Consider the following 6422-nt stretch of genomic DNA (forward strand, 5'->3'; position numbering starts at 1 on the left):
CCGCCACCCTGGTTGGCACCAGCCTCTACGCCGGCTTCACCGCCTCCGCGCTAAAAACCGGCAACGCCGGCCAAACCAGCATCAGCGGCGTCGTGCTCGACAACCAAGAACACCCGCTACCCAAGGTCACGCTACGGGTCGACGGCACCACCCGCGAAGCGCAAACCGACGCCCAAGGCCAATTCAAAATCAGCGAAGTCCCGGTCGGCGCAGTGCGCCTGATCGCCGACGGCAGCACCACCACCGCCGAAGGCGAATGGCCCACGCTCGCCTTCAACCTGGTCACGATCGCCGGTGCCGACAACCCGCTGTCCGCGCCGGTCTACCTGGTCAAGCTCGACACCGTCAACGCCAAAACCGTCGGCGACCAAGACGTCACGCTGACTCTGCCCGACGTGCCCGGCTTCGCGTTGGAAGTCAAACGCGGCTCGGTCACCTTCCCGGACGGCAAAAAGACCGGCAAGCTCTCGGTCACGCCGGTCAACGCCAGCAAAATCCCGATGGCGCCGCCCAACGGCATGCAGCCGCAGTTTATTGTCACCATCCAACCGGTCGGGGCCAAATTCGACCCGCCGGCCCGGCTGACCCTGCCCAACGTCGACGGCCACAAACCCGGCGCGCAAGTGGAGATGTACTCCTACGACCACGACCTGGAAGAATTCGTAGCGATCGGCCTCGGCACGGTCAGCACCGACGGCAGCATCATTAAATCCAATGACGGCGTTGGAGTAATTAAGGCGGGCTGGCATTGTGGCAGTCAACCGGGGGGCAGTGGGTGTGCATATTCCGCGGAATGCCAGACTTGTAGCGGAAACTGCCAGCTAAGCAATAAGCCGGATGGGCAAATTCCCGGCGCTGCAAAATGTACTTTGTGCAGCAGCGGAAGCAAAGTACCACCAAAAACTGATCAGGAATGTTGCTCGGCAATTAGCTTTGGCGGAGGGTTTGTGGTTTGTTGCAACACCGTTAAGTTGGCTTGCGCGGGCAGTAGTTTTACCGGTGGAAATACCGGTGGTGATATTGTCAAGAAATGCGTGATAGAACATGAGCAGGTTCATTATGGTCATATAGATTGTCCGACTGGGGCTAACGAATGCGATACTACGAGACCAGATTTTAAAGCTGGTGAGGATTCGCACCAAGATGAGTGCGATGCATCTAAAGTGGAAGTAGCTTGTCTTCGTCGGGAGAGACCTAGTTGCGGTTCAGATGCGGCTTGTAACGCTGCTGTCGATTCGCGTATTGCGACAATGATTTCTTACGGTAACGGTACTTTGCCGGGATATCCCGGTGGGGTGGCTGGTTGTTTTCCTTAAGGCTAGAAGTTTAATTGGCTAACGTTGTTTGTGGGGTTTGCGAGAATGTTTTCTTTAGTAAAGATCGGAATTTATTTCCTATTCCTGGTTTCAGCTTTATTTGTCGAAGCCAGTTTTGCGGAATGTACGGGACCTGACTTAACTAATAGTCAGATACAAGCTATCGTAGCTAGAGAGCGGGCATTAAGGTCGGATCTTCCGAAAGCATTCGACAAATTTGAGGTTTTGATACAGAAAAAGGGCTGTCACTATTACTATACAGAAGTAGGTCTGCCAAAAGCGCCCGATTATCTTCAGGTTTTTACTATTAATTCTTCCGGTAAGATCGTGGATGCCAAAGAAGGCGTTAATTGAAAGGGTCGGTGATGCTATGAGACGTTGGGCTTTGTATTTGTTTTTTCTTATTGGGCTTTTTTCTCGTGATGGATACGCGATAAATTGTGTTGATAAAGCCTTTTCAGAAGGCGAACTCTCTAGCATTGTGGCTAGTTACAGGTTGTCTAATAAGGATGTGCCGTCAGCGTTTGAAGATAAGGAAACTCGCGTCGTGAGAGTTAGATGCAATTATCAGTATTTTGAATATAAAGTTCCAAATAAAGATGGGTTTTATCACCTGTTTGAAATTGATCAATTTGGAGAAGTTATCAATTTTTATGTTGGTAAGCCGTATTAATTTAGTGGATGTTGTCTGTGTTTAGTGTTGATGTTGATCGAACCGCAGGTAGTCGTTTTGATTTTTCGTTTAAACAAAGACAAAAAGAGTTTGTTCTTATAATTAAGTGCTTAAAAATGGTCTCATGTTCCGTTAACGGGCTGAGTGGCTTATTGGGAAGTTAGCGCAAAATAGTGTGGCGTTATTGGATTTGTATGAGATTTTTTTTATTAATTATTGGTTTGCTGTTGAGTGGTCAATTGCAAGCGGAGGAAAAGTGGGTCGCAGATGAAATATTTACGCAGATATCCGAGATGCGTAAGGAAATTGGCTCGCTGAAAGGAAGAGTGGCTGACCTTGAGCAAAAACTTACCGAAAGCAAGCCCAAATTGATTCCAATACCGCTGGTTGGAAATGAGTCGATGACTTTAGGCAAAGCCGACGCTACGATTGCGATCTTGGAGTTTTCTGATTACGAATGCCCATTTTGCGGAAAGCATTACAAAAACGTTTTGCCCAAACTGCGCGAAAGTTATATCGATAAAGGCAAGGTTAAATACGTGATGAAAGATTTTCCGCTGGATTTCCACGCTCATGCCAAAAAAGCCTCGCTAGCCGCGCGTTGCGCGGGCGAGCAGAAGCAATACTGGGCGATGCACGACGCAATTTTCGAGGCCCGCGGCCAGGCTAGCGACGAATTAATTGCCAGCGTTGCGCAACAATATAAATTGGATGAATCCGCATTGAAGAAGTGTCTTGATGACCCGGCGCAATTAACAAAGGTACAGAACGACATCGCGCTTGGCAGTCGTTTGGGCGTTAACGGTACGCCTGCGTTCTTAATTGGGCGGATCAAGGATAAACAGTTAGTCGATTACCGGCGCTTCGACGGCATGCAGTCGTTCGAAACCTTCGTCGCCGCGATCGACAGTTTAAAAAAGTAATATTCGAAGCGTCTGCGGTATCGGGAGATAAAGACGATGAACACTCAGGTCATGAAAGCTTTTTATGTGTTGGTCTTGTTGTTGGGGCTTGCTGGAAGCGGGCAATCGGCGGCCAACGTGCTGGATGAGAACTGCGTCGTCAATATTCTCAACCGAACCGTACAGGTCGGCAAGGATGGTGCTTGGTCGATGCCTAACGTGCCCTCGCAAATGGGCCGGGTCAGAGCCAGGGCGACTTGCACCAAGCTGGGCGACACCTTCTCCGGAGAAAGCGATTACTTCAATATTGTCCAAAACGGCATCGTTAACGTGCCGGACATCACGTTTGAGAATATTGAACCCATCCCTGTTAGCCTGAAGGTCAGCGAACCCACAGTCGAAACTCTCTCCAGCCAAGGCGCAACCGCGCAGTTAAAGGTTGAAGCGACCTACCGCGACGGTACCGTCAAAAACGTCACCGCCTCCTCGAACGGTACAAACTATAGTTCCAGCAACCCGGCTATTGTGTCGGTCAACGCCGAAGGCTTGGTTACCGCGGTCTCCAGCGGTAGCGTATTGATCACTGCCCGCAAGGATGAAGTCGTCGCGTTCAAGCGCATCAGCGTGTCGACGACTGGAGATGCCGATAACGACGGTCTGCCGGACGATTTCGAGCTGGCCAACGGTTTGAACCCGAACGATCCTCTCGATGCGCAAGAAGACCCCGATAACGACGGTTTGACGACCAAACGCGAGTACCAGTTGGGTACTAATTTCCGTTTGGCGGATACCGACGGCGACGGCTTAAGCGACGGCATTGAAGTCGCCGGCTCCAACGGCTACACCACCGATCCGCTGAAAGCCGACAGCGACGGCGACGGCGTCAACGACAACGATGAAATCCTCGCTGGTTACAACCCGACCGACGGTACTGACGGCGGCGGTCGCAGTTTTGTCGAGCTGATCGTCGCGCCAGCTAATCCGACGATGACGTTCAATACGGTTTATAACGAGGCCAATTTACAGGTGAAAGTGTCCGGCAAGCGCGGAAACGGCACGCTTGAGGACATTACCGCTAAATCCACCGGCACTAGTTACAGCTCCAGCAACTTGAGCGTTGTTAGCTTCGGTGCCAAGGACGGTTTATTGTTTGCAGGCCAGGCCGGAACCGCGAATTTAACGGTTCGTAACGGCGGATTGGAAAAAACCGTCACAGTCACCGTCGGTTCGTTCAGCCCGACCGCGCTATCGTCGATTTCAATCCCCGGTTATGCCAACAATGTCGATGTGGCCGGCGATTTCGCTTACGTCGCCGCCGGTAGCAAGGGCTTACAAATCGTTAACGTGGCCAACCATGCCAGCCCGACGATAGTTGGCGGTTTGGATACTGCGGGTACCGCGATCGACGTCAGGGTGGTTGGTAACGTGGTTTATCTTGCCGACGGCGAAGATGGTTTGCAGATTATTGACGTCAGCGATCCGGCCAATCCTCTTCTACTCGCCTCTTACGAAACGGCGGGCGTCGCGCAAGACGTCAAAATCGACAACCAATTCGCCTACGTTGCCGACGGTAACGGTGGCCTGGAAATCGTGGATGTCCATAAACCCGCGCAACCGATCGCGGCTGGCTCTCTCGGTGGACTCGGCGAAGCTAAAGGTGTGGATGCGCAAGGTAATATCGTGGCCGTGGTCGCTGGAACTTCGCTGCATATCATTGATGTAACCGACAAAGCCAATCCTGTTAAAAAAGGCAGCCTTAGTATCGGTCCGGTAAAAGACGTTGCCGTCAAGGACGGTTACGCGTATGTCTCGGCCTATACCTCCGGCTTCAAGGCAGTCAATATAGGCGATCCAACAAATCCTATCATCGTGGCTTCCGATGCGGCGTTTTATCCGTACGACGTTGAATTGACCGATAGCTTTGCGTTTTTCGCCGAAGTCTTGTTTGTCAATTCAGTCCCGTACGTCAATATCGAAGACCCGGAATCCGCGGTGTTTCAAGGCACTGTCGACTTTAGAAATTTCAACGACTACAACGGCACCGGCGTCGCGCTGGATTCCAACTACGTTTACTTGACCGCATCCAGCTCGATCTCCGATTTCGAAGCGAACGGTACCTCGACGTTATTGATCGGACAATACCGTTTGACCGAAGACAAAGGTGGCGTCGCGCCGACGATAGAAATCAGCGAGCCGCCGCAAGATACCATTGTTGTCGAGGGTAAAAAAGTTACCGTGACGGCGACCGCCGATGACGATATTGGAGTGAAGTCGGTATCGTTCATTGTAGATGGTCAGACGGTCTACACCGATACCTCTCGGCCTTATCAGTACCCGGTAACCGTGCCGTTCGGCACCGTCGGCAACACGATAACCGTGGTCGCCAAAGCAACCGATTTCGGCGGAAACCAACAAACCTCAACCAGTTTGACGCTGACCGTGCAAGCGGATACCGACCGGGATGGCTTGAGCGACGAACAAGAAGCTGTATACGGTTCGAACGTTAACGACACCGATTCCGACGACGATGGTCTTTCCGACGGCGACGAAGTCGACATGCACACCAACCCGATCGATACCGATTCCGACGACGACGGCGTTCCCGACGGGACCGAGGTGCAAAACGGTACCGATCCTTTGAATCCCGACGTAACGCCGCCGACGGTGTCCGGAACGTCGCCGGCCGACGCATCGATCGACATTCCGGAGAACAATCCGATCATTGTCAGCTTCGGCGAGCCTTTGTCCGCCAAATCGATTAATGCCGATTCCATTACCATTTTTCAAGGTTTGTTGGAAGGGGGCGCCAAGATTGCCGGGAAGGTGCGATTGTCGAGCGACGGCTTGCAACTGATTTTTACGCCCTCCGATTTATTGGCGGACTATACCGAATATAAAGTTGTAGTCGCCGGAGTGCGCGATCGCGCGGGAAACCCGATCGCGACTCCCTATTCGTTCCATTACAAAACCGGAAACACTGTCGATACGACGCCGCCCACGGTAGCGGCTATCGACCCAGCCGCCAACAGTACCGGCGTAGCAGTCAATGTTGTAGTCGGTATCCGCTTTAGCGAACCGGTGCATGGAGATACCGTTAACGATCAAAGCGTTCAACTCTACGATCAAGTCACGGGGCAACAAATTCTCGGCGTCGTAACGCTAAACGGCGACGGGCAAAGCGCGACCTTCGTTCCGAACGTCGCGTTGGCGGTTGGGCGGCAACACCGGATAGCCGTCACTAACGCCATCAAGGACTTGTTCGGAAACCCACTGGGCTACGTCAATTACTACTTCACGACCTCGTTTGACCGAGACGCGAATGGGCCACGCATCCTTGGATTCAGCGTCGGGGCAGCGCAACTCGACGTCCCGACGAACGCAGTGCTGCAAGTGCAATTCGACGAACCGGTGAGCGGTTTGAGCCTGAGTGGAGTGGAACTGCGCAAGGGCGGCGACGCGATCGCGGTGACCCGCGAGCTGAGCGGCGACCGGAAAACCCTGACGCTGAAGTTGCAACAACCGCTGCTGGCG

5 protein-coding genes are annotated in these 6422 nt (G+C 52.7%); all 5 read left to right on the forward strand.

The window, feature by feature from the left end:
- On the forward strand, positions 1-1316 hold a 1316-nt coding region (locus A1355_RS09105), incomplete at its 5' end, for a carboxypeptidase-like regulatory domain-containing protein (protein WP_197471760.1).
- A 45-nt stretch (positions 1317-1361) separates the two neighbouring features.
- Positions 1362-1670 (forward strand): hypothetical protein, encoded by a 309-nt coding sequence (locus A1355_RS09110; protein WP_064027224.1) that lies wholly within the window; start codon positions 1362-1364, stop codon positions 1668-1670.
- Positions 1648-1989 (forward strand): hypothetical protein, encoded by a 342-nt coding sequence (locus tag A1355_RS09115; RefSeq protein WP_064027226.1) that lies wholly within the window; start codon positions 1648-1650, stop codon positions 1987-1989. Before A1355_RS09110 ends, A1355_RS09115 begins: the two co-directional genes overlap by 23 nt.
- A 173-nt stretch (positions 1990-2162) precedes the next feature.
- The gene (locus tag A1355_RS09120; protein ID WP_157197819.1) at positions 2163-2912 is read left to right on the forward strand and encodes a DsbA family protein; all 750 of its coding nucleotides are present in this window, start codon (positions 2163-2165) and stop codon (positions 2910-2912) included.
- A gap of 36 nt (positions 2913-2948) precedes the next feature.
- Positions 2949-6422 (forward strand): Ig-like domain-containing protein (locus A1355_RS09125; protein ID WP_197471761.1); only part of this gene is annotated, 3474 nt, incomplete at its 3' end.

This window comes from Methylomonas koyamae, from assembly GCF_001644025.1.
GTDB classification, from domain to species: domain Bacteria; phylum Pseudomonadota; class Gammaproteobacteria; order Methylococcales; family Methylomonadaceae; genus Methylomonas; species Methylomonas koyamae_A.